Raw genomic sequence first — 22,972 nt, 5'->3', positions numbered from 1 at the left:
ATTGGGAAGATCTATTAAAAATAAAAACAAATTCTAAGTTGGATTTTGATACTAGAAGAAGTAATGTAAAAGCTAAATTAAGAGGTAAGGGTACAACTACAATAGAAGTTATAAAGGCAATCTCAGAAGCTTATACAAAGACTAATGTTGACGTAGAGGTATTTAGTAATCTATTTAGTTTTACGCTTAGTTTTATAACAAATAATTGTAGTTATAATACCCTCTTAGAGTTAGATAAGAAAATAGAAGAAATAAAACCATGTCATCTTGAACATAAATTTGAGATGATTTTATACAATCAAAATGGACTTTACGCAGGAGCAATGACCAGCACAGGAGAAACAGTTACTATATACCCTTACACACCTAAAAATATAGAGTGTTTTGGAGAAATAATACTAGCTAGTGGAAACAATAAAAGTGCTGAAAGGGTAACATTATACCCTAAACAGGAGGTGATATAGTTGGCACAAGCACAATATTATACATTACTTACAGAAATAGGTAAAGCGGCTATAGCAAATGCTACAGCACTTGGGACTAGAGTTGATTTTGCAAAAATAAAAGTCGGGGATGGTGGTGGAAGTGCATATATTCCAACGGAAACTCAGACAGCACTTAAAAATGTAGTGTGGGAAAGCACATTAGAGCATGTTCAAGCGGATGAAAAAAATCCTAATTGGATAGTTATTCAAAAGACCATCACTGGGGATACTGGAACCTTTACAATTAGAGAAGTAGGGGTATTTGACTCTAAAGACCAACTTTTAGCAGTATCTAGTTATCCTGAGACTTATAAACCTGCTCCGGATTCGGGAACAGTAAAAGAAATATTAATTAAAATTATATTAGCTGTGTCTAATACAGCAAGTATAAATTTAAAAATAGACCCAACCGTTGTTTTAGCTACACTCAAAGATATACAGAATTTAGATGCCAAAATAAATACTGTTGACACTAAAATAGATACAACTAAAACAGAGTTAACAAGCAACATAGAAACTACTAAGACAGAGTTAAACAATAAAATAGGAGATACAACACAACTTGATACAACAGATAAAACCAATATAGTTAGCGCAATTAATGAGGTAAAAACTAGTGTAGATAGTATAGAAACAACAGCAGAGAAAACAACTATAAAAGATACAGATAACTTATTTGAAAGTGACAATGTTGAGGGAGCATTAAAAGAAGTTATGCAGGAAGTAAAAAATAATAGAACTAGTATTATATTTAGTATAAACAGTAATTTGATACCAATGTAGAAAGGAGGAGGTTAAATGGCTACTTATGATGTTGATAGGGGAGTTAAATTAAGAGAAGGAAAACATACAGATGAAGAAATATTTCTTCGTACTTGCTCATATCAAACTGGTGGACGTACTTATTATGGCACTTTTGAAGTTGGCAATGGGATAAAAGTATTTGAACTTGGAAGTAGACTTTATACTACTACTACAACTAATGTGCGTTATTATTCAACTAGTGGTTCTGAGGTTATAGTTAGAGATGTTGTTATGCGCCAAAATGTTTCTGCAAAGTTTGTAGCAAAACCAACTATTAATATAAAAGATAATTTAGGTGTTATAAGTGATGCTTGTGAGATTGAGTATACTATAAGTGATGGTTATCCCGAATTAAGATATAATATAGTTTATAAATTGAATAATGATATTATAGGTCAAATTGTTAATACTGTTGATTCAAAATATAAAATAAGTCTTACAGATGAATATTTATCTAAATTAAGTCATAATTCAACTAATAATATTGTTGTTGAGTTTAACGATTTTAATAATAGAAATATGTTAGCTAAAACAGTTACATTTACAAAAGGTAATACTAAACCAAAATTAAATATATCCTCTTATAACTCAACTACTGCAATCTTTACAGCAATAGACACAGATAATAATTTATCTAAAATAGAGTGGTTCATTGATGATGTATTAAAAGAAACAATAACAACAGATTTGTATTTAGAGAAAACCATCAACTACGAACTTACAGACAATGCAATTCACACATTAAAAATAGTTGCTACAGATGCAGAAAATGCAACAGCAGAAAAAGTTTTGAGCATAAGTAAAGAAATAATGCCACTGCAAACAGACGCTAGTTTAAGTGATATATCAACTAAGTTAGCAGAGATTGGAGAAGGGTTTAAGAATGGTAAAACAAGTATTATAAATACTTTAGCATTAAAGAATATAGACGCAAGTTTAAATAACACACTTGTAGAATTATCAGAGAAAATAAAAACAAGTTTTGATAGTTCGGATGCTAGTGTGCAGGAATTACAAAATAGGATAACAGAATTAACCAATCAGCTTAGTCAAAGGAAAAAGTGGGCTAGTGGTACTTACACTAACACAGCAAAAATAATATTTAATGAAAATCCAGGTATAGTTAACATTCCAATTAATTTAGATTTTATTCCAAGTTTTATCATTGCTTTCTTTGATATATCTTTTTATACAGATAATTCTTCCGAATACACAACTGTTCATTCTTCTAATAACAAACAAGAAACTTTTTCTATACGAGGAACTGGTGAAACTTTTACAGGTGATTGCAAAACTATAATTAAAAATATATCTCAAAGTAAATTTGAAATTGAATTTTTTAGAGTTGATAGCAGAAGAAACGGCTATACAAGAAAAGAACAAATTATAAATTGGTATGCTTATCAATAAAACGAGGTGATAATATGAATAGAAATAATAGAATAATTTACGACCAAACAGGCAATATATGGCTTCAAACTGGAGAAGCAACAGGAGATATACAAGAGTGGTCAGAAATAAAAGAATTTCATTATTTAGATTTGGAGTTTGGAAGTATAGACTATAGTAAACAGTATATAGAGTCGATAAATCCATTAACAAAAGAACCTATTATCAAAGATATAGAAATTGTTTTGACAGATGAACAAAAGAGATTACAAGCATTAGAAGAAGAACTAAGTATGTTAAAAGAAGAAAATAAGAATAGAGATAGTGAGATAGTAAACACAGCTTTTGAAGTAGTAAATATTAAATTAAATAACAATTTATAGGAGGAATTAACATGTATAACTTATTAAAATTAATGATAGAACAAAAGAACTATAGTACTAAGGAAGATTTACAACATAAAATGGATGTATTCTATGCAGTAAATAGGATTACAGAAGAACAATATTTAGAGTTAACAGGTTTATTAAATAAAGAAGAAATACCAGTAGAACCAACAATATAGGTTCTTTTTTTATATAAATTAAAAATAATTTCCTTCTTTAGTTATATATTTTTTATTTTTATCTATAATAAAAAAATTCTATTAAAAGGAGATTAAAAAATGAAGAAAATAATTATAATTTGCATTCTAGTTCTAATGTTAATTATGCCTACTATGGGGGAGATATTTATAATGGTAGAAAATATAAAGCTAGAGGGGATAGAACAAAACCCAACAAGTTGTTATATTTCTAATCCAGGACTTATGGGAAAAGCAAAATGCGATGCAGCATACTTTATTATAGCTGCAGACTTCGTTAATAATTTAAAGGTAAAATAATAAATTAATACATTTAAAGGGCTTAGATAATTCTAGGTCCTTTTTAATACAAAAACTAGGAGGATGTATGAATATAACAATAGTTTTTTTAGCAACAAATATATTTATAAAGTTAGTAATATTAGCAATAGCATTTGATACATTACTAGGCTGTTTAAGAGCAATAAAAACACATCAGTTTAATAGTTCTTTTGGCATAAATGGAGGAATAAGAAAAGTTGCAATGATAGCATGTATATTTTTTTTAGCAGTAGTTGACATACTTACAAAGTTTAACTTTTTATTTATGTTACCACAAGAATGGATTGATTTTCTGAGATTAAATCATCTTGGAATATCTGAATTTTTCTCTATTTTATTCATTTTGTATGAAAGTGTAAGTATATTAAAAAATATGTACTTATGTGGATTGCCAGTGCCTAAAAAACTAAAGGAGAAAATAGGCAATTTACTAGATACAATGACAGACGAATTAAAAGTTAAGGGAGGGAATAAATAATGAAAATATGTATTACGGTAGGACACAGTATTCTAAAAAATGGTGCATGTACTTCTGCTGATGGAGTGGTTAACGAGTATCAATATAATAAATCTATTGCACCAGTATTAGCAGATACATTCAGAAAAGAAGGTCATAGGGTGGATGTAATAATATGCCCTGAAAAGCAGTTTAAAACTAAGAATGAAGAAAAGTCATATAAAATACCTAGAGTTAACGGTGGAGGTTATGACTTACTTATAGAGTTACATTTAAATGCAAGTGATGGTAAAGGAAAAGGCTCAGAGGTGCTATATTATAGTAATAAAGGTCTAGAGTATGCAACTAGGATATGTAAGAAACTAGGTACAATATTTAAAAATAGAGGTGCTAAATTAGACAAAGGATTATATATTTTAAACAGTTCCAAGCCTACAGCCATATTAATTGAAAGTTTCTTCTGTGACAATAAAGATGATTATGATAAAGCTAAGAAATTGGGGTATGAAGGTATTGCTAAGTTAATTGTAGAAGGCACATTGAATAAAAATATAAGTAATGAGGGAGTTAAACAGATGTATAAACACACTATAGTTTATGATGGAGAAGTTGACAAAATACTTGCAACTGTACTTGGTTGGAAATATAGTGACGGAAAAATATTAATATGTGATATAAAAGATTATGTACCAGGCCAAACCGAAAACTTATATATTGTGGGTGGAGGAGCATGCAATAAGATAAATTCTATGACTAACGAAAATTATACTATGATAAAAGGTAGCGATAGATTTGATACACTTAATAAGATATTATATTTTATCAAATAATAAATTGTTGCAACATCTAATCAATATAAAATTTTATTCAACTTAGGAGGATTTGCAACATGCTTAACATAGAAAAATATAAATTATACAATGGAAATTGTTTAGAAGTAATGAATCTAATAGAAGATAAAACAATAGATTTAATTCTTTGTGATCTTCCTTATGGCACTACTAATTGCAAATGGGATACAGTAATTCCTTTCAAATCGCTTTGGAATCAATACAATAGAATTATAAAGAATGGAGGTGCTATAGTACTATTTTCAGCACAGCCATTTACTACAAACTTGATAAATTCCAATATCAAAAATTATAAATATTCTTGGTATTGGATAAAAAATACTACAACAGGATTTGCATTTTCTAAATACCAGCCACTTCGAAAAGTAGAAGATATTAATGTGTTCTATAAAAAGGCCCCTTTATACAATCCTCAAGGCTTAAAAAAATTAGGCAAACCTATTGCATGTAAAAAGAAAAGTAAAACTAAAGATGGGATATATAGACATCATACTTTGTCAAAAGAATATGTTCAAGAATATACAAATTATCCTAATAACGTTCTGTATTTTAATAAAGAAACAAATTGCATCCATCCAACTCAAAAGCCAACAGATCTTTTAGAATATCTTATAAGAACTTATACAAAAGAAAATGAACTTGTGCTAGATAATTGCTTTGGATCTGGTAATACAGGCGTAGCATGTGCAAATACAGGCAGAAAATTTTTTGGAATAGAGTTAGATAACAATTATTTTCTTCAAGGTAAAAATAGAATTGAAAGAGCATATAGAGACAATATAGTAGCTAGTAAAAAATAAGATAGATATTAGTTAGAATAAAATAAAAAGGTGGTAGGTTTCTCCTGCCACCTTTTTTTGGAATAACTTACCTGGACTATTTTAATTAAAAAGATGTTACTATATTATAAACCATTTATAAGGAGTACATCATGTTAACGCAAAGTTTAAAATGTGGCGAATTAAGCATAATGAAAATCTTTTGGAAAAGAAATTCAAGCATATCAAGTCAAGAAATTATTCGCCTCTGTAATGAAAAATACAAGTGGCGGAAATCTACAACAAAAATTCTACTTAAAAGACTTGTTAAAAAAAGAGTTCTGCTTAAGAGAATTAAATTTTTCCACATATATTACATACCTATAGTTACAGAAAAGGAATACATTAAATGTAAAATGAATAATTTAGAGCCAAATTATCTGGATGGATACTTTGTACGATTAATGTCCACTGCACATAAATTCAAAAATATAGATGAAGAAGATTAAATATCTCCTTCATTTATCCCTGCTATATTTCAATAAACTTTCAAGTAAAAGTTGACTCAGCAAATCATGTTTATCATAATGTTTATTTTCATCTGCAAATTTATTAAACATTTCCCACACTGTATTATTCACCCTAATTGTTGTTCTTTTTATAGAATCATCTGGAAGATCTATAGATATATCACCTTCTCTAATGACATCTATATGATAACTATCATCTTTAGTTTTAAACCATTCCAGCACACTCTTTATATTATCAATTTCACTAGATAAATATTTAATATCATCATCAATTTTATTATCAATGATACTTATATGATATTTGTCATCATCAATTTTGTTATCTTCTACAAACCTATTTCCAACTCTTTTATATCCTTTTTTATTAAGCCACTTTCTTATAGTGCTTTCATTTACTTCTAACTCATATCCAACTTTTTTAAGACTTTCAAATTCATTTAATTTATTATTAATACAATCAACAACTTCATTAATATTTTTTTCTTTTAAATCACTCCAAGTCATATATAAACCTCCAAAAAAAATAATAGATTACAAGTATCATATACTTGTAATCTATTATACATACTATAAACTAAATCCTTTTTTATTTCATCATTTTTTTGTATCCTTTTGCATTTGCAAAAACATGTTTATCTACATCACTCATGACTATTATACCAGGTATATTCTTTTTAAATGCTTCACCTAACAATTTAGCACCTCCACCCATAACGACAACCGCAGCTGTACTGATTGGATAATTTAATTTTAACTCGTTATAAATTTGCTTAAACAATGAAACAGATGCATCTATATTTTTCTTTATATCTTGTTTTTCACCATTTAAGTAAAACCCTTTGTCTATATAGTCTTGTATTTTTTCTCTTTTTATCTCAACTTTACCCAGAAATCTTTCATCCATTTCAAGGGATTTTTTTATTGCATCATATATATTTATCGTTCCTATATTTATAGAATAAGGATCAGTTGCTTTATTTCCTTGCACAAGTGCAATATCTGTTGTCTTCCCGCCGATGTCAATTAGTACAACATCTCTTCCTGCAATTTGGTCAACTATATCTTTTGCATAATATAAATAGCCTGTGATGCCCTCTGGAAAAACTTGAACAGATCTTATTGTTATATCTCTTTTAGTAGTCTCATTTCCTCTTGTAAACTCAACATGATATTCTTTTCCTTGTAATTTTTCAATAAGATTTTTTCTTAATCCAGCGAATTGTTTCACTGGCAGACCTAGTCCTAAATCAACAGTTTCATCGTCTGTATTTCTGCATATAGCCCCAAGTAAAAGTGGCAAGAAGTTTTCTTTCTCATATTTAACTATATTTATTTCCTCATCGCCTTCGCCTAAATAATATGTTTTATTACCTATTTTAATGCTATCTGAATCTGAACCAAAGTTTTTTACCTCTGTAACTTTACTTTCAAAAATATCATCTGAACTTGTTTTAACTGCATAATTTCCAGTATCTATACCTAATTTACTCATTTGTATTATTTCCCCCTTTTATTCTAAACTTCCAAACTGAACCTCCCATGACTAAAGTCACAGGGTTCCTGCTTCATAGAATTTCGCATACTAAAATATGTCTTACCAATTCTCCACAGGCTATCCCCGTAGTTCCTACGGTTCTTACATACATTATCTATTTTAAACTGTTATTAGTCTTAATCCTTCTTTTAGTATATTTATACTCGCATTTATATCTCTATCGTGAGTTACATTACAACAAGGACAAATCCATTCTCTTATATTTAAATTCTTTATTTCCTCGTTTTTATACCCACATTTATTACATATTTGTGAACTTGCAAAGAATTTACCTACCTTTACAACTTGTCTACCATACCAATTAGCCTTATATTCTAATTGACGAATAAATTCTGACCATGACACATCAGAAATTAAGCGAGATAGTTTACGATTTCTAGTCATATTCTTTACTTGTAAATCTTCTATGCAAATAATATCATTCTCTTTTATTAATTTAGTAGATAGTTTTTGTAGAAAATCCTTCCTTTGATTAGCTATATGTTCTTGAAGTCTTGCAACTTTTAATCTTGCTTTATTTCTATTTGAACTACCAATTGTTTTTCTCGATAATTCTCTTTGTAATTTAGCAAGTTTGTTTAATGACTTTAGAAGATACTTAGGATTTTCTATAAATTGTCCACAACTTGAGATACAAAATTCTTTAATTCCTAAATCTAAACCTATCTGATTATTAGTATTTTCAAATGCTTCAATATCTATATCAGTACAACATAATGATACATAATATTTACCACTTGGTTCTTTGGATATAGTAGCATTAAGTATTCTCCCTTGAGGTACTTGTTTATCCCTTACTTTAACCATACCAAGTTTAGGTAATTTTATATATTGACCAAGGTACATAATATTTCCATTTGTAAAATTCGTTTTATATGAAAATCTATTAGTTTTCTTTGATTTAAATTTAGGAAATCCTGCATTTTCTTTAAAGAATTTTTTATATGCGTTTTCTAAATCTTTTAAGGTGTTTTGTAGTGAAAATTTATCAGGTTCTTTAAGCCACTCTAATTCTTTTTTTAAATGGGTCAAATCAGAACTACACTGTTTATAAGTAAAAGTTTCTTTATCGTTTTCATAAACTTCTATTCTTTTAGCAAGATATTTATTATATACAAATCTACAACATCCAAAAGTTTTGTTAATTAACTCTTGCTGTTTTTTATTTGGATACATTCTAAACTTATAAGCTTTTTCCACTACTATCACCTCACTTTACTTGTTTTTATTAATATATTTCGTTACTCATCATAACATTAACATATATAATTTACTTAAAACAAGTATTTTGAAGGTTTTTATATTTATTTTTAAATAACATATGTAAGAACCATAAGCCCTTAACTTTTATCATTTTTGAGGTTGTCGTTCACACAAGTTCGCTACTACCTATGCAGTTCTCTTATGAACTTCTTACACTTTCATGTAAGCACAGACTATATCTTATCCTTCGGCATTATCCGTTAAGGTCTACCCACTTCCACTACCGATAGCTTGTAGTGTACTTCCCTCAAGAGGAATAGTCGTTGAAGTTTCTCCTATTCGGAGCTTACCTGCTGATTGCCCATTTTAAAGTACTTAGGGTTTAACCTTATACCATCTAACCAATTTTTTCTACTTTCGTAACTTTCACACTTAGGTTTATTTCATCCTTATGTTTTAGTTTGGTTAGCTTTAGGGTTTTCCAGCAATTCAAGTAGTATTGGATAGGTTCTATCCTATCTCTACATATAGGTTTTCCTATATGCTGACTATTTTAGCTACTAACTCATGACTAAAGTCACGAGTGTGTGTAGCTATTTTTTAATCAAAATTATTTGCTGGATCTTCTATTTCTTTTTTCTGTTCAACTACAGCATTATCCTTTTTTTCATTCATCTTTTCCCAAACTAACTCTTTTAAGTACGCTGTAGCCGATATTTTGTCCTCTAAAAACTTCTCTATAGCCTTTTCTTTTTCATTATTTTTAAATGTCAAAAGTATTTTAGCCATACACTCACTTCCTTTTTATATAAATATTATAAAATTTATTAATATTTATATATATTTTATAATATTTTATATAATAATTCAATAGTTTTATGGAAAGTTTTATTATAAAAATACATAAATTTATTAATATTTATATACATTTATATATATTTATATATTTTCACAAGATACTTATTTTATTTTGCACAAAAAAGAGTGTTTCACTTATTTCTAAACACTCTTTTCATAGATAATTATTTCTTTTTCAAATTTATAGTTTCCTCAGACCCATCTCCTTGGTATTTCCCATTTTTTTGACCTTTTATTATTTTTTCTTGGCCAACCTCTATATCTTCATTCACAGTTCTAATTACTTCTTTGCCAGCTAAAAACTTATATGAGTATTCAAATTTTTGCTTAAGCCCTTCCTTTTCATCTTTGTACTTTATTTCTAATGACGATTCTTTTTCAGAAGTCGAAAGTTTAATTTTTACAATTTTCTAAATATTTTTACTTTTTTCTATTCTATTGCAATAGAATATATGATATAATTTAAAAAAGGAGGATTCAATAGCAGTTTTGACTGGTAATATTTAACCAGACAAATTAATAAGAAAGGGTGATTTTATGAAAAAATTTTCTAAATTATTTATTTATCTATCTTTAATGTTTTCTCTAATACTATTGATAACAGGCAGAAGTTATGCAAGTGACTCAAGCAACGAAATAATACATAAAGTTAAAGTTACAATTACAAACGATCAAACAGGAGAAATCACTACTTTAAATCCAATTGCATATAATAATAAATCAACAAATACAGGATGTGAAGTTTTTATTCCAATAGGAGAATTGATTACTCCTTTTGAATCTACAGGTGGAACACACACATCAGGAGGAGTAACCGCTAAGTTGAATGTTGATTATGATGTTAATTCTACCAATGAAAAAGTCAGATTAAATAGAGTTTATGGTAGTTGGACTCCAAACTCTAGTTTATATACTTTATCAAATAGGTCAGTTAATGCACATTCTGGTGTTATTACTGGTAAAAAATTAACTAAGAGCCCAACATCAAATACTTTCTCATATACTACTGGATGGGGATACAACGATAGAGCTTGGGGCAATAATGCACCAAGAGCTTGGAGCAGTGCTAAAATTCATGTTCAGGGGATGACTGCAACACATACGATTAATGTCGAGTTCACATACTCTTAAAATTTTGAAAGTAGTTGGTGATTATGAATAAAGAAAATATATTAAATAATATATTTCTTATTATTTATCCTTTTCTAGTATTAATAGCTATGTTTTTTAACTCATCATTATATGAACAAATAATAAGATTTAATATTAATAAACTTCAATTCCTAATTTTTATATTAGTTTATTTTTTAATATTTGCATTATTTATATATAAATTTTTCATAAAAAAAGAAAGTTTTCATATAATATCTTTGATTATAGGCATAATTTGTATAATAATAATGCAAATTCCACAAGTCTTATTAAAGATTTCACACAATTTATTCAATATTGTTTATAATCAACTTCAATTAGAGATATTTATGTTTGGAACAATTTTAACTCTATATATAATAATGATTATTATGTATTATAAAAAAAATAATAAAAAAACAAGAGATTAATACCTCTTGTTTTTTTTATTATTTTAAAGTTTATCTAAAAATTTTTTATATTTACTATTTAACAATTCCATAAAAGAGATTTTTGACAATCCAATTTTAACAATTCAATATAAGATTGTATCATTTTGAAGATTTTATGATATAATAAAAGCAAGAAGAACTACAATCTATTTTGCGTTAGAGTGGAGTTCATCATAAACATAGTTTATTTTTTGAATTTAAACATAAATTTAAATTCAACCTGTAAGTCACTCTTTGCGCGAGAGTGGCTTTTTGCTTTTTTGAATAGTTTACTAATTAAGTAAACTACCACGCTAGCAGTTAAACTAGCTAAAACGTTAAACAAAAAGTTATCCATGAACTCACCTCCCCTCGAATCGTTGGGAGGATAATCTTTTGTACATGAACTCCACTCTATAGATTGTATATTACGCTCTTCTTGCTAGATTTAATTATACCATATTTTGCAATATCTGGTTAATAACTTGTACTACAATATTCAGAAAGCTTATCCCATTCGCAATTAATATCAATTATCTTAAGAATGTCATTAACTTGACTATTCAAATCTATAATATCTGCTTTAGACATCAAAGGATCTTTCATGATTTCATTTAGAAAAATATTATCAATGACTAAACATACATTTTCTGATAAATATTCACGTTTTACTGAGATTACTGTTCCAACTGTACTTTCTTTTAGTGTCTTATATGCTACACTCAATATACATGGCTCTAAATCAATTCCTTCTAGTGTTGTTTCAAAAGAATATTTTATTTTTATATTTTCATTTCCAATAAATATTTCTTCATTGTTGCTTATCTTCTTTAATTTTCTCATTATGTGTAACATCTTAGCATTTACTTCATAGTTTATTCCATATCTCTTTGATGCCAAACTCGACATCAAGTCTCTTTCTGAATAAATTACCCATTGTCCATCATAGAAAAATTTTGTTTTTTCAATATCCATTTCTCCTTTTGCAATATTGAATTTAGGTTCTAATTTATTTATTAAGTATATCTCATAAAAATCCATAGTATATTTATTATCTAATTCCATATACTCAAGTCTTAAATTCTTATTACACCAATTTTCTTTTTTATTACTTAAATGACTAGTATGTCTATCACAAATGTTCTCCGTTTTCCCAACATACAAGCATTCTTCTGTAGCTGGATCAATATATTTATAAACATAATACATTTTTATTTTCTCCAATTCTTATTTATAGTAATATCCTTCTTCATTTACTAGACCTTGATCAAACAAATTTCTCCTAATAGTTTCAAGTCTGACAGGATCTTTGCTATAATCAATTTCTCTTTCTTCTTTTTTAACATCTTTATCATCCCAATATTTGTTTAATTCCTCTTTAAACTTTAAATCATCTTTTTGATGAATTATAACTTCACTTATTTTATTTGAAAGTGTTGATTTGAAAAAATCATAATTCTTTGTATTTATAATGTCAGTATTATCTCTTTCAAGTGCTATGGCAATAGATTTATTAAAAGCATTCAGATAAACATCACTCTTGAAATCAAACTCTTTAAAATCTTCTTTAAATAGTTTAATTGTTCCTGTTGTAAAAATATTTTCATTTGGTATATAAAAACCAAAAGATACTTCATTATCCTGTTTCTTTTTAGGTATATAATCTTCAACCAATATATCTTTATCGAAATATTTTCTAGGTTCATAATCTATCACAGAAAAAATTATCTCATCTATTTTTCTATTTTTTCTTTTTTCTTCTTTTATTGAAACAACCATGTTGCCTTTTTTATTTATTTCATTCATTGCTCTTTTTAGAACATTTTGCTTAAAATATTTATACTCTGGATATACATTATCTTTTAATTTCAAATAAAATCTTAATTCATCTAATTTATATTTTATCTCCACTTCCTTATTTTCTCTGCTCCATAGTCTAAATAAAGTGTATAATCTCTGAGTATATGCACCTCTAAAATTAAATAAAACTGATAAATTAATAGCTGTATATCCATTTTTCTTTTTCTGCATTTTTACAAAATCAGTTATATGATTATATAGAACTTCATGCATCATAATTGTATAAATTTGGTCTGTATGATCCAATTCATATGTATTAATTAAACCACTTCCAAAAGTTTTTAACTTGCCAGTTGTCTCTTCTATGTAATCAAATTCCAGGACACTCTGTTGAAACATGTTCAAAATTTCTTTTATATTTTTATGTTCGTAATCATTATTATTTTTCATAAATACTTTTAGTTCTTCTTTTGATATAGTTGTAACATAAGAGGAATTTTGTTGTTTCTGAGCATTAAAAAGTATTTTGTAAAATAATTTATTTTCCACATTTGTAAAATCATATTTACTTTTTATTAAATTATTTGGTTGCATTAAAATTTCTTTTTTTTCCAAAATTTATCACCTCATATAAATTATAAAACTTGATTTAACAAAAGGTCAACTATTTTTAAAATACACTCACTTTTGACCCTTAAAATGATGACCTTTGACCCTTAAAATGATGACCTTTCGACCCTTAAAATGATGACCTTTGACCCTTAAAATGATGACCTTTGACCCTTAAAATGATGACCTTTGACCCTTAAAATGATGACCTTTCGTCTCTGAAACCTAGATATACCAATTATTATAGCTTGTCTAAAAACTATTAAAGACTTTAAAAACTGTTTTAAAAACTATTAAAGACTAGAAAAGATGTCTGAACTATTCTCTTCATAAAGGCTCTATAAAAATATTATCTCTAAAATAGAATACTGAAAAAGTAATTCATGAAATAAATACCATTTTAAGGCTCTGTGAGGCAATAAGAACTATTTTATTTACTATCTTGATGTTCTTTACCTAAAAAGATGTAAATTTGCTTAAAAATGGAAATATAAGGTCATATACAAAAATAGAGAACCAAATAAAATTATATTGGCTCTCTATTTATCTTCTTCCCAATCCTCGATAAATTTCTCTAGACTTTTTAATTTATTTTCAGATACTTCTTCATCATCATGTAAAGCACTTAATAAACTTTCAAAAGAATTTCTGTGAAAGAAACTAAAGAAACTTTTAGTCTCAACCTTCAAATACTCTTCTTTTCCTATTAATGCTTTATAATATGTAAATCTATCTTTCTTAACAACTTCTAAAAAACCCCTACCAGTTAATCTTCTCAAAAAAGTTAACATAGTTGACTTTTTCCATTCATATTTTTCACCTAACGTTTTTAAAATTTCAGTAGATGCAACTTCTTCATCTTCACTATCCCAAATAAACATCATGACTAGTAATTCACTTTCTGGAAGTTTTTTGATTTTCATAATTACACCCCGCTTTCAAAAGTATATCTACAATACTATTACAATAGAGTTGACTACACAATACTAAATGTCTAAAAATGTTATTCCAATTTTTACCAATTAATTTATTTTTAAAAAGAATTTAAGTAATAGTAAATAAAATAAAATATTATCAAAATTTATCAATATAAAAAGAAATATAAGTATAAATTTTTGTCTTTATATATTGATTGTATACAATTCTATTTTTGTAAAATTAAATTTTAAAAAAATATTTAAAATGGTAAAATTTGACATTTGATTAATGTTGAATGAGGTGTTACAATTGTAACATAAAGAAGATATATATCGAAATAATACATATAAAACTACGTACGTAAAACACTTTTAAAATAATCATATTACTTTCAAATTTAAACTCATCTTAGGGCATGACGTATACAATCAAAAATATAGACTATATCAGTTTTAAAACTTAAAAATTGAAGAAAGGAGTCTGTTGTTTTTTTCAAAAGTGGGGTAATTGTAAGAATATAAATCAGAATATTTTGAAAATATGGGGGCAAGATTATGAGAGATTTAGAAAAAGAGAAATATGAAATAATTGAAATGATAAAAAAATTAGATATTGATAAAGATAAGAGAAATTTATTAATGATAAAAAATTACATTTTTGGTCTTTTGAAAAAAATAGAAGAATAGCAATTGCTATTCTTCTATTTCTAATAGGGAATCTATCATTTTGTCAAATACAGTTAGATATTTCTTATTTAGCTTGAACATTTTAGTTATAATCTCTCTTTCTACTTCATTTTCTGTTTTACTTAACTCTCCAACCAAATGCGCAAATTGTTCGTCTAGCTCTTTAATAAAAAACATTTCTCCAACTCCGTTTTTAAGCCAATCTTCTGATATGCTCCAAGTCTTACAGATATCATTTAAAGTTCTTTCGCTTACATTTCTTTTACCATTTTCAACTAAAGATATAGTATTTCTTTTTAGATTTAGTTTGCTAGCGAACTCTTCTTGACTTAGATTCAAATTTAGTCGCAATTCCCTTATTCTTTTATTTTCTTCCCTTATTTCATTCATATCTGACATATTATCCCTCCATAAAAATATTATAACCTGTAGATGCTTACAAGTCAACAAAAAATAAATAAAAAAGTATTACATAGTAGTTGACTTGTAAGCTTTTTGGGTTTATAATTGTATTACACAATCAATAAAAAGAGAGGTGATTAAAATGACAGATATAAATGAAATAAGAGAAGAAGTATGCAGAAAAATAGAGATGCTTGATCATGAGAAACTTAAATTAGCTTTACACAGAATAGATATATTAAAAGAAATACAAGACATTGAAGAAGGGAAAGATCTACAAAGTTAAAAGAGGTGAAAATATTGAGAATTTCAGATTTTAATAGAAATCACATAGGTAAAGCAATTCAACTTCAAGAAACAAGATTTGATACAAGTACAAATTGCATCATTACAGAAGTGGAAGTAGGAGAAATAGTTGCAATGTACTACATGCAAGAAAATGATGATGTAGGATACAAGGTAATAACATATGAAGATTTAGAAAATTATATAATAAATGGCAAAGGGAGTAGATATAAGAGCTATTATAGGGTTTTGGTGACTTTGAGTATTGTTATAAAAAGAGGTATAACCTCTTTTTATAACTCTTCATTTTTAATTTTTAGATATGCATTGTCAATTATTTTTTCTATTGCTTCTCTATCTTCATCTTCCAATGCAAATATCTTTTTTATCATAGTTTTTATTTCTTCACTAGTTTCTAGATCTTCTGTAATGTCAACGAACATTTCACCTTCTCCATACAATAACCATTGTTCATTTACATTAAATTCCCTACAAATGTCATTTATGGTTCTCTGTGGTATCTTTCTATGACCTGTTTCATACGAAGAGATTTGTGAAAGAGACAAACCTAACTTTTTGCCAAAATCCTTTTGTTTTAATTTTTTTGAAAGCCTTATATCTTTAAGTCGTTGTCTTCTTTCATTATCTTCTAAGTTTTGTTTTTCCATAACGTCACCCCTTATGAGTATAATTATAACACTTAATAATACGCTTTGCAATTATAAATTTTTAAAAAATACGCAAAACAAAATAAAAACTCAAAGCGTATTGACAGAATATGCAAAGCGTAATATAATTGAATCACAGGAAGGAGTGTTAGAATGAATCAAGAAAAAGAAAAAGCGAATGATTTGTTATTAAAACTTGAACTTCTTAAAAAGATAAACCCTCAAGAGTTTGGATACATAAGCGGAAGAATAGACGTAAATATTGAGAAGTTAAAACAAGAAGCCGAAAGAAATAAAAGCAAAAAAATAAGATATAGGAAGGGGGCTTAAAAATTGACTTTTAATAAAAATCAAATAGGAACAGCAGTTCAATTACAAGATATAAGGTTTGATACAAAAGTTGATTGCATCATTACAAAAGTAGAAAAGAATGAAATACTAGTCATGTATTATGAAAAAGAGACAGAGGAAATAGCATATAAAACTTTGACTAAAGAGGATCTAATGCTTGATGACTATAAACTTAAGTTATTATCTTAAAAAAGTAATTTGTGAAAGGAGGTGATAAATTTGAGGTTTAATGTACATGGATTTGACCAAAAAATGGCTATTGAATTTGGTTTATCTAATGATGAACTTTTAATTTTAAGACACTTTGAGGATTTTGTTTGTAGTGGAAAAATGGATTCTTTTTATGAAAATGGATACATGTTTTACTGGGTTAACTATGAAAAGTTCCTTAATGACTTGCCTATACTAAACATAACTAAAGAAAGATTAGGGGAAATTATGGTTCATTCTCTAGGAGAGAGACCCAAAGGCTTGGATGCTAAATTGAGTTCTTATTCTGAAAAGATGTTAAAAAAAGTTAAAAACAGAAAATATATTGGCATATTAAGAAGCAAAGCGATAAAAAATCCAACTATAGGAATTAGAAGTTACTTTTCATTTACGAATAAGTTCTATGAGTTAAAAAGACATATAACTAGTAATGATAATGAGATAAATACAGATTCGGTATTGATACCAGATAGAGTCGGTATCAATACCGATACAGACTCGGTATTGATACCGATACAGACTCGGTATCAATACCGCAACAAAGATTATTCTATTAATGATTATTCTATTAAAGATAATATACCACCAAATAAAAAAACAAATAACAAACCTAAAGTTGATTATTTAGATCTATCATTCTTGGACCTAGATATAGAAAAAGTAAAACTAACTAAAGATGAATATGACAAACTTATAAGCAAGTTTGGGAAGAAATACATACATGATAAAATTGTTAGTTTAGAAAACTATATCGTAAATGGAAAAGGGAGTAGGTATAAGAGCCATTATAGGGCCCTATTGACTTGGGGAAATGGAGATATGAGTAAAGGTATATTAGAGCCAGTTGCAAAGGCTAAGAATCCACTTAGTGGGTTTAAAGAACTTTAAAAATTAAATAGATAGGAGGTAGACAAGATGAGTGAAAAAGAAGAGACTGTTTATTTGAATAGTTCTAATGTGAAGTTATTCTTAGGAGTTAGAGATATTAAAGAGTTTGATGAATTGATAGAAAATGTCAATGAGCGAATTTGTCAACTCCAAGAATCGATTAATAAACTTGCCCAATTTAATATTGAGTTCGAGATTAAGTCAGATATTTAGTTAAGTATAAATTAGGAGGATTGTTTATGAAAGATGAAAAGCTAGAACTTACTGAAAAGGATTTGCACTGCATTGCAAGACATTTGCAAAATGAAGTGTTAGAAATAGCATTTAGAGGGAATAGAGAAGCCCTTACGTCATGCGAAGTTTGTGATTACCTGCAAGAGTGTAAGGACCGTTTTACTCATATAGATACTTTCGGTAAGTTAAGCAAAATGACAGGTGTGAAAATTTCTATACTTAAGACTTGTTGCTCAGATGAAAATATTATCTAATAAGTTTCTTTAGAATAGGGCATTCTTCATCAGAAGAAGAATCGCAAATATATCCTCTATTGCATTCGGCGGATATTAACTTAGCACCAGAAGCATTTGGAGAAGTTGAGTACTCGCAGTAAAGAGAAATAAATTCGTTTAGCACAGGACATTTTTCGTTTATAATTCTAGGTTCACCCATATTCATCACCACCTTTTTTAATTAATTTGAACATACTGCCAATATGCTCAAATTAATTATAGCATGTAAAATATCATGATGTAGAATAGTTTCAAATCAAAAGAAACAAGTAAATAGTTAAGTACAATTTTAGGAGGGATGCTAAATGGAAAGTAAAGTATATGAACTTACAGAGCAAGATTTGCAAAGACTTATTGAAGGATTAAGAACTGATTCAAAAATAAAAGAAATGATATTTGAAAGTAAAGAGAATGTAGTTGATATAGATGAGATTTGCGAGAAAGTTAAGGATAAGCTTGCTAGAAAGTCTAAATCTTTTAAAATTCAGCATAGTGAACCTATGAAAATGATAGATTTTGATGGAAATTATATAGAGATAAAGCCAAACAAAGATTGTGAAACTAGAACAAGTACAAGAAATAAATGTGAACAATTTGTTGAGGAAAAACTTGCCTATAGAAGTTATGGATTTGAAACCCCAAAATACTATGCAAAACTTATTGCTGACATAATTGATATTTTAGTTTACAAAAATGTTCCAAAGGATCGTATTTGTGGGGTATTGTATGACGTTGAAAGGGTAATTCCTTTAGTTGTGACATTTTAATAATAAGTTAGGGGTGATTAAATGAATTACTCTTTAGAAGCAGAGCAAAACATTCTAGGCAGTTTTCTTATAAATGACTCTATAGGTTACAAAATAAGAGAATTAAAAGAAAATGATTTTTACTTTGAATCACATAAAATTATTTTATCTTGCATGAAGAAAATAGTTGATTCAAATAAAGTACTAGATCTTTTGCTTTTGAAAAATGAACTAGAAAAAATAGATAGATTAGTAGATGTTGGAGGAGTTAGTTACATTACCAGCTTAACAACTATAGTCATAACTACTTCAAACATAGATCACTATATAAAAATCATAAAAGAGAAGTTACTTAAAAGACAAATTTCAGAGTTAGCAAATGAATTAATTAATAATTCAAATTCAGATACAAATATAGACGAATTGATTGTAGATATAAACGATTTAAAAGCACTTGTAACAACGAGCAGTAGCGTAAATGATAATTACATCGATGCATCAAAAATAAAACGTGAAAAAGGCGTACACAAGTCCATAGATACAGGTTTTAATAAACTAAACAATATGCTAGATGGCTTTAGATATGGAACTCTTACAATTTTGACTGGTAAACCTGCATCTGGTAAATCAACTATAGTTAACCAGTTTATAGCAGAAGCAATTATGACTGGAGAAAAAGCCTTTTTATATTCTGGAGAATTACCTGCCTTCATGGCTATGGAATGGTTTAGAAAAACTGTAGCTAATGATTACCATATAAAAGAATATCAAAGCATTTATGGAGGCACATACACAGATATTCCAGACTATGCAGTTGATTTGATTGCGGACTGGATAAAAGATAAATTTTTTCTCTATGATGAAGATGCAATAAGCGATGAAGTAAACCTATTAAACACCATAGAGCACTTGTATTTAAAAAAAGGGGTTAGGTTCTTTGTACTTGACAATCTAATGACAATAAAGACTGGCAATAAGGCAGAGAAATATGATAGACAAGAACAGATAGTAGGCAACTTAAAAAATCTTGCTAAAAAATACAACTTAGCAATAATTTTAGTTGCGCATCCTAGGAAAAACATGGGTGACATGAAGCCAACTATGTATGATGTATCTGGAGCAAGTGAAATTGTCAATTATGCAGATTATATTTTATCAACTTACAGAGTTATTGATGAAGAAGAAGAGACAGACGACACTTATTTATTAATTTTAAAAAATAGAATAACAGGAAAACAGAATATAAGTTTTAAAATGAATTTTTCGGAAAGAAGAAAAAGACTTTACACGACCAGTGAGGAGTTAAATAGAGACTACAAATATGATGTAAATAAACAATATGTTCAAGCAGAAATTCCAGAAGATGTATTTTAAAAAAAAGGATAAAAAATAGGAAATTTTATTAAGTAATGATTTTATAAGAAAAACCAATATTGAATAATTTAAAAATTCAATATTGAAAAAATACCGTTTTTCAATATTGAAATTAAAATTTGACAAAGTATTGAAAATCAATATTGAAAAAAATTAATAAATATAGCAATTGCAATACTTATAGAACGCGATTGCATTACACAAAAAACACAGGTTTAAAGAAGTTGTCAAAAATCATTAAAAGATGGTAATGATAGAGAGAAAAAAATAAAATCAAAAATTTCGATAAAAACGTTATTAAATTATAGTCAAAGTTTATTAATTAATTTCCTCGTAGAAAAATATTATTTCAAATAAATAAAGGAGTGATTTTTATGATAGCATTAGAAAAATTTGCAGGTGGAGTTCTAAAAGAAAAGTTTAATACAGAGTTGCAAAAAGTTTTAGATAATATTGCAGATCCAAATACGGATTTTAAAAAAACAAGAAAGATTAGTTTAGAGATAGTGTTTAAAGCAAATGAAGATAGAGATCTTGCAGAAGTAGATATAAAATCCAAGGCGACTATAGTAGAGGCAAAAGCAACGACAACTAAAGTTTTAATAGGAAAAGACTTGGAAACAGGAAGAGTTGAGGCATCTGAATTTAAAAATCAACTAGCTGGTCAGTTGTCTCTGGATGTTTCAGACAGTAATGAAACTGAAGAAACAGAAGAAAATAGTGCTGGCGTAATTGATTTTAGAAATGCAAGTTCAAAGTAATTTAAGAGAAATAATAAAATATAAATTTAAATAAAAAGGAGAATAAAAAAATGATAAAAAATGCAATGGAATATTTAGTTAAGTTAGGAAAAAGAGAAACAGTATGCGTAGATGGATTTAACTACACAACAGATAGATTAGAAATAATAGAAGAGCCAAGGGCTAATGATTTAGAAATAACTACATTAAGTGGGCTAGTGGACTATATAAAAAGTGGCATAGATCATAAAGAGGATGAGCTTTTATTAATACAAGTTCTAACTCCAAAAAAAGTTCTTTTAAGATCTGCTTTAAGAAAAAATAGAGATAGAGAAACATACATTGAGTGTGTTGCGCTACTTCCAGATAAAAGATTTGATAGACCTTTAGATTTAGACACTTTTAACATAATGCTACAATCAGCATTTATAAAAAATAGTGATAGAGATACGCTTTTGAAAATTGCAGGGAATATCCAAGAATCTACAGTAAAAAATGTTGGAGATGATGGAGTTTCTCAATCTGTAACAATAAAAACAGGTGTTGCTAGTGTATCAGAAGCAATAGTTCCAAACAGAGTAAAGTTAATTCCTTATCGTACTTTCCAAGAGATAGAGCAGCCAGAAAGTGAATTTATTTTTAGAATGAGTTCTGGTCCTGCAGCAGGATTATATGAAGCAGATGGTGGAGCATGGAAGAATCAAGCAATGCTAAATATTAAAGCATACTTGCAAGAAGAATTAAAAGATTTTAAAAATATAAATATAATTGCTTAATTGAAAATTCAAGAGGGCTTTAATAAGCCCTCTTGATAAAACAAGGAGGGGATTAGATGAAAAGAATCTGTAATATGAGTATTTTAGAGAGAGCTGAATTTACAGATAAAATAGCCAGTGCAATCATGTATACAGATGAAAGTATTGGAAAGGGAGATGCTTTTGTTAATGCAATTGAGGTTGTAAAGCAGATGGAGAGAAGAGAAAACGAAACATATGAGAAAGGAGACATTGCTATATGAATAATACGGTTTTAGTTGGAAGATTAGCAAGAGATCCAGAGTTGAGATATATTCCAGGCTATGGCACTCCAGTTGCCACTTTTGCATTAGCAGTTGATAGGGGCTATGTAAAAAAAGATGGAACTAGGGAAGTTGATTTTATACCAATTGAAGTTATGGGAGGATCAGCAGAATTTTGTGCTAATTATCTAGCGAAAGGAAGAATGGTTTCAGTTCAAGGTCAAATAAGGATAGAGAAATATGAAAAAGATGGAGAGAAAAAAACTTTCACAAAAGTAAGAACAAAAATTGTTAATGCACTTGATCACAAGCCAAAGGAAGAAAATAACAAAGATAAAGATGAGAAAATTGGATTTCAAGTGTTAGAAGATGATGATATACCATTTTAAAAAAGGACAGTGAGGTTAAAAAA

Annotated in this window: 35 protein-coding genes; 24 read left to right on the top strand and 11 right to left on the bottom strand. The window is 27.8% G+C overall.

Features of this window, described 5'->3' with window-relative positions; translation table 11 throughout:
* The 10 genes from IC173_RS18275 to IC173_RS18230 all read left to right on the top strand — a co-directional run.
* The coding region (locus IC173_RS18275) for a putative phage tail protein (protein ID WP_227856039.1) at positions 1 to 464 on the top strand (464 nt) is incomplete at its 5' end.
* Positions 465 to 1,268 (top strand): phage tail protein, encoded by an 804-nt coding sequence (locus IC173_RS18270; RefSeq protein WP_227856038.1) that lies wholly within the window; start codon positions 465 to 467, stop codon positions 1,266 to 1,268.
* A 15-nt stretch (positions 1,269 to 1,283) separates the two neighbouring features.
* Positions 1,284 to 2,699 carry a hypothetical protein gene (locus IC173_RS18265; protein WP_227856037.1) on the top strand — a complete coding sequence of 472 codons (1,416 nt, stop codon included), beginning with the start codon at positions 1,284 to 1,286 and terminating at the stop codon, positions 2,697 to 2,699.
* A 14-nt stretch (positions 2,700 to 2,713) separates the two neighbouring features.
* Positions 2,714 to 3,061: a hypothetical protein gene (locus tag IC173_RS18260; protein WP_227856036.1), complete on the top strand. Its 348-nt coding sequence runs from the start codon at positions 2,714 to 2,716 to the stop codon at positions 3,059 to 3,061.
* An 11-nt stretch (positions 3,062 to 3,072) separates the two neighbouring features.
* Complete coding sequence (locus IC173_RS18255) at positions 3,073 to 3,243, top strand: hypothetical protein (RefSeq protein WP_176702431.1); 171 nt, start codon at positions 3,073 to 3,075, stop codon at positions 3,241 to 3,243.
* Between the two features lie 99 nt (positions 3,244 to 3,342).
* Positions 3,343 to 3,561, top strand: coding sequence for a hypothetical protein (locus tag IC173_RS18250; RefSeq protein WP_227856035.1), 219 nt, complete (start codon positions 3,343 to 3,345; stop codon positions 3,559 to 3,561).
* A gap of 67 nt (positions 3,562 to 3,628) precedes the next feature.
* A complete protein-coding gene (locus IC173_RS18245) occupies positions 3,629 to 4,060 on the top strand; it encodes a phage holin family protein (RefSeq protein WP_227856034.1) in 432 nt (143 codons plus the stop codon).
* Positions 4,060 to 4,869: an N-acetylmuramoyl-L-alanine amidase gene (locus tag IC173_RS18240; RefSeq protein ID WP_227856033.1), complete on the top strand. Its 810-nt coding sequence runs from the start codon at positions 4,060 to 4,062 to the stop codon at positions 4,867 to 4,869. Before IC173_RS18245 ends, IC173_RS18240 begins: the two co-directional genes overlap by 1 nt.
* 59 nt (positions 4,870 to 4,928) lie before the next feature.
* The gene (locus IC173_RS18235) at positions 4,929 to 5,690 is read left to right on the top strand and encodes a site-specific DNA-methyltransferase (protein ID WP_227856032.1); all 762 of its coding nucleotides are present in this window, start codon (positions 4,929 to 4,931) and stop codon (positions 5,688 to 5,690) included.
* Between the two features lie 131 nt (positions 5,691 to 5,821).
* Entirely contained in the window at positions 5,822 to 6,157 is a 336-nt protein-coding gene (locus tag IC173_RS18230) for a BlaI/MecI/CopY family transcriptional regulator (RefSeq protein ID WP_227856031.1), read from the top strand.
* Between the two features lie 9 nt (positions 6,158 to 6,166).
* Here IC173_RS18230 and IC173_RS18225 read toward each other — a convergent pair whose 3' ends face one another.
* The 4 genes from IC173_RS18225 to IC173_RS18210 all read right to left on the bottom strand — a co-directional run bounded on the left by IC173_RS18225 (position 6,167) and on the right by IC173_RS18210 (position 9,725).
* Positions 6,167 to 6,682, bottom strand: coding sequence for a hypothetical protein (locus tag IC173_RS18225; protein ID WP_227856030.1), 516 nt, complete (start codon positions 6,680 to 6,682; stop codon positions 6,167 to 6,169).
* Positions 6,683 to 6,764: 82 nt separating this feature from the next.
* Positions 6,765 to 7,670 carry a ParM/StbA family protein gene (locus IC173_RS18220; RefSeq protein WP_227856029.1) on the bottom strand — a complete coding sequence of 302 codons (906 nt, stop codon included), beginning with the start codon at positions 7,668 to 7,670 and terminating at the stop codon, positions 6,765 to 6,767.
* A gap of 162 nt (positions 7,671 to 7,832) precedes the next feature.
* The gene (tnpB, locus tag IC173_RS18215; RefSeq protein WP_227856028.1) at positions 7,833 to 8,942 is read right to left on the bottom strand and encodes an IS200/IS605 family element RNA-guided endonuclease TnpB; all 1,110 of its coding nucleotides are present in this window, start codon (positions 8,940 to 8,942) and stop codon (positions 7,833 to 7,835) included.
* Positions 8,943 to 9,536: 594 nt separating this feature from the next.
* A complete protein-coding gene (locus IC173_RS18210) occupies positions 9,537 to 9,725 on the bottom strand; it encodes a hypothetical protein (RefSeq protein WP_227856027.1) in 189 nt (62 codons plus the stop codon).
* Between the two features lie 606 nt (positions 9,726 to 10,331).
* Here IC173_RS18210 and IC173_RS18205 point away from each other — a divergent pair.
* Complete coding sequence (locus IC173_RS18205; protein ID WP_227483849.1) at positions 10,332 to 10,925, top strand: hypothetical protein; 594 nt, start codon at positions 10,332 to 10,334, stop codon at positions 10,923 to 10,925.
* A gap of 636 nt (positions 10,926 to 11,561) precedes the next feature.
* On the opposite strand, the gene IC173_RS18200 is transcribed toward IC173_RS18205, so the two are convergent.
* The 4 genes from IC173_RS18200 to IC173_RS18185 all read right to left on the bottom strand — a co-directional run bounded on the left by IC173_RS18200 (position 11,562) and on the right by IC173_RS18185 (position 14,688).
* Positions 11,562 to 11,714 carry a type I toxin-antitoxin system toxin gene (locus IC173_RS18200; RefSeq protein WP_054277857.1) on the bottom strand — a complete coding sequence of 51 codons (153 nt, stop codon included), beginning with the start codon at positions 11,712 to 11,714 and terminating at the stop codon, positions 11,562 to 11,564.
* Positions 11,715 to 11,833: 119 nt separating this feature from the next.
* Positions 11,834 to 12,565: an endonuclease gene (locus IC173_RS18195; protein ID WP_227483848.1), complete on the bottom strand. Its 732-nt coding sequence runs from the start codon at positions 12,563 to 12,565 to the stop codon at positions 11,834 to 11,836.
* An 18-nt stretch (positions 12,566 to 12,583) separates the two neighbouring features.
* Complete coding sequence (locus IC173_RS18190; RefSeq protein WP_227483847.1) at positions 12,584 to 13,771, bottom strand: replication initiation protein; 1,188 nt, start codon at positions 13,769 to 13,771, stop codon at positions 12,584 to 12,586.
* A 533-nt stretch (positions 13,772 to 14,304) separates the two neighbouring features.
* On the bottom strand, positions 14,305 to 14,688 hold the full coding sequence (locus IC173_RS18185) for a BlaI/MecI/CopY family transcriptional regulator (RefSeq protein ID WP_227856026.1): 384 nt from the start codon (positions 14,686 to 14,688) through the stop codon (positions 14,305 to 14,307).
* A 549-nt stretch (positions 14,689 to 15,237) separates the two neighbouring features.
* Here IC173_RS18185 and IC173_RS20810 point away from each other — a divergent pair.
* Positions 15,238 to 15,369: a hypothetical protein gene (locus IC173_RS20810; protein WP_255613437.1), complete on the top strand. Its 132-nt coding sequence runs from the start codon at positions 15,238 to 15,240 to the stop codon at positions 15,367 to 15,369.
* A gap of 6 nt (positions 15,370 to 15,375) precedes the next feature.
* Here IC173_RS20810 and IC173_RS18180 read toward each other — a convergent pair whose 3' ends face one another.
* Positions 15,376 to 15,768 (bottom strand): helix-turn-helix domain-containing protein, encoded by a 393-nt coding sequence (locus IC173_RS18180; RefSeq protein ID WP_227483845.1) that lies wholly within the window; start codon positions 15,766 to 15,768, stop codon positions 15,376 to 15,378.
* Positions 15,769 to 15,913: 145 nt separating this feature from the next.
* Here IC173_RS18180 and IC173_RS18175 point away from each other — a divergent pair, with 145 nt between their 5' ends.
* A complete protein-coding gene (locus tag IC173_RS18175) occupies positions 15,914 to 16,057 on the top strand; it encodes a hypothetical protein (RefSeq protein WP_227856025.1) in 144 nt (47 codons plus the stop codon).
* 292 nt (positions 16,058 to 16,349) lie between these two features.
* On the opposite strand, the gene IC173_RS18170 is transcribed toward IC173_RS18175, so the two are convergent.
* Entirely contained in the window at positions 16,350 to 16,724 is a 375-nt protein-coding gene (locus IC173_RS18170; RefSeq protein WP_095890313.1) for a helix-turn-helix domain-containing protein, read from the bottom strand.
* A 153-nt stretch (positions 16,725 to 16,877) separates the two neighbouring features.
* On the opposite strand from IC173_RS18170, the gene IC173_RS18165 reads away from it, so the two are divergent.
* From IC173_RS18165 to IC173_RS18145, 5 genes are read left to right on the top strand one after another with little or no spacing between them, the layout of a single operon-like run.
* A complete protein-coding gene (locus IC173_RS18165; protein WP_169470186.1) occupies positions 16,878 to 17,054 on the top strand; it encodes a hypothetical protein in 177 nt (58 codons plus the stop codon).
* A 3-nt stretch (positions 17,055 to 17,057) separates the two neighbouring features.
* Positions 17,058 to 17,264: a hypothetical protein gene (locus IC173_RS18160; protein WP_194668229.1), complete on the top strand. Its 207-nt coding sequence runs from the start codon at positions 17,058 to 17,060 to the stop codon at positions 17,262 to 17,264.
* Positions 17,265 to 17,294: 30 nt separating this feature from the next.
* Positions 17,295 to 18,173, top strand: a complete 879-nt coding sequence (locus IC173_RS18155; RefSeq protein ID WP_227856024.1) for a hypothetical protein — start codon at positions 17,295 to 17,297, stop codon at positions 18,171 to 18,173.
* A 27-nt stretch (positions 18,174 to 18,200) separates the two neighbouring features.
* Positions 18,201 to 18,386 carry a hypothetical protein gene (locus IC173_RS18150; RefSeq protein WP_227856023.1) on the top strand — a complete coding sequence of 62 codons (186 nt, stop codon included), beginning with the start codon at positions 18,201 to 18,203 and terminating at the stop codon, positions 18,384 to 18,386.
* 26 nt (positions 18,387 to 18,412) lie between these two features.
* A complete protein-coding gene (locus tag IC173_RS18145) occupies positions 18,413 to 18,661 on the top strand; it encodes a hypothetical protein (RefSeq protein ID WP_227856041.1) in 249 nt (82 codons plus the stop codon).
* Here the strand turns inward: IC173_RS18145 and IC173_RS18140 are convergent.
* Positions 18,654 to 18,842 (bottom strand): hypothetical protein, encoded by a 189-nt coding sequence (locus IC173_RS18140; RefSeq protein WP_227856022.1) that lies wholly within the window; start codon positions 18,840 to 18,842, stop codon positions 18,654 to 18,656. The two genes, IC173_RS18145 and IC173_RS18140, sit on opposite strands and share 8 nt — an antisense overlap.
* A 145-nt stretch (positions 18,843 to 18,987) precedes the next feature.
* Between IC173_RS18140 and IC173_RS18135 the strand changes: the two genes are divergently transcribed.
* The 6 genes from IC173_RS18135 (at position 18,988) to IC173_RS18110 (ending at position 22,949) form a co-directional block, all read left to right on the top strand.
* Complete coding sequence (locus IC173_RS18135; protein WP_227856021.1) at positions 18,988 to 19,449, top strand: hypothetical protein; 462 nt, start codon at positions 18,988 to 18,990, stop codon at positions 19,447 to 19,449.
* A gap of 21 nt (positions 19,450 to 19,470) precedes the next feature.
* Positions 19,471 to 20,802: a DnaB-like helicase N-terminal domain-containing protein gene (locus tag IC173_RS18130; protein ID WP_227856020.1), complete on the top strand. Its 1,332-nt coding sequence runs from the start codon at positions 19,471 to 19,473 to the stop codon at positions 20,800 to 20,802.
* Between the two features lie 374 nt (positions 20,803 to 21,176).
* Positions 21,177 to 21,563 (top strand): hypothetical protein, encoded by a 387-nt coding sequence (locus IC173_RS18125; RefSeq protein WP_021382783.1) that lies wholly within the window; start codon positions 21,177 to 21,179, stop codon positions 21,561 to 21,563.
* Between the two features lie 50 nt (positions 21,564 to 21,613).
* A complete protein-coding gene (locus tag IC173_RS18120; RefSeq protein ID WP_227856019.1) occupies positions 21,614 to 22,318 on the top strand; it encodes a hypothetical protein in 705 nt (234 codons plus the stop codon).
* A gap of 56 nt (positions 22,319 to 22,374) precedes the next feature.
* Positions 22,375 to 22,560, top strand: coding sequence for a hypothetical protein (locus IC173_RS18115; protein ID WP_227856018.1), 186 nt, complete (start codon positions 22,375 to 22,377; stop codon positions 22,558 to 22,560).
* Positions 22,557 to 22,949 (top strand): single-stranded DNA-binding protein, encoded by a 393-nt coding sequence (locus tag IC173_RS18110; protein ID WP_227856017.1) that lies wholly within the window; start codon positions 22,557 to 22,559, stop codon positions 22,947 to 22,949. Before IC173_RS18115 ends, IC173_RS18110 begins: the two co-directional genes overlap by 4 nt.
* Positions 22,950 to 22,972: the final 23 nt, after the last annotated feature.

Source organism: Clostridioides sp. ES-S-0048-02 (assembly GCF_020658495.1).
In the GTDB taxonomy this organism is placed as follows: Bacteria; Bacillota; Clostridia; order Peptostreptococcales; family Peptostreptococcaceae; genus Clostridioides.
The sequence above is the reverse complement of the archived record's forward strand: the minus strand, read 5'-3'. Positions and strand labels throughout refer to the sequence as shown.